The organism is Chloroflexaceae bacterium, from assembly GCA_025057155.1.
GTDB lineage: Bacteria > Chloroflexota > Chloroflexia > Chloroflexales > Chloroflexaceae > JACAEO01.
In genome coordinates this window covers 1-234 of record JANWYD010000181.1, presented here as the reverse complement: position 1 = coordinate 234, position 234 = coordinate 1, and the positions used below count along the sequence as shown (strand labels likewise).

The 234-nt window shown below is 62.4% G+C and carries 1 protein-coding gene; it reads left to right on the top strand.

Features of this window, described 5'->3' with window-relative positions; genetic code table 11:
• The coding region (locus NZU74_20900; protein MCS6883780.1) for a 3-isopropylmalate dehydratase small subunit at window positions 1-234 on the top strand (234 nt) is incomplete at both ends.

Here is a 234-nt window from a genome sequence, read left to right as displayed (position 1 = left end):
CGACAACTTTGGCTGTGGCTCGTCGCGCGAGCTCGCGCCCTGGGCGCTTACAGCCTACGGCTTCCGTGCCGTCATCAGCACCTCCTTCGCCGACATCTTCCGCGGTAACGCCCTGAAGAACGGCTTGCTGCCCATCATTGTGGACAAGGCCACGTATGCCGAGTTGCTCGAGCTTGCCGCCAAAGCACCGCAGGCCGAACTGACCGTAGACCTCGAAGCGCAAACCCTAACGCT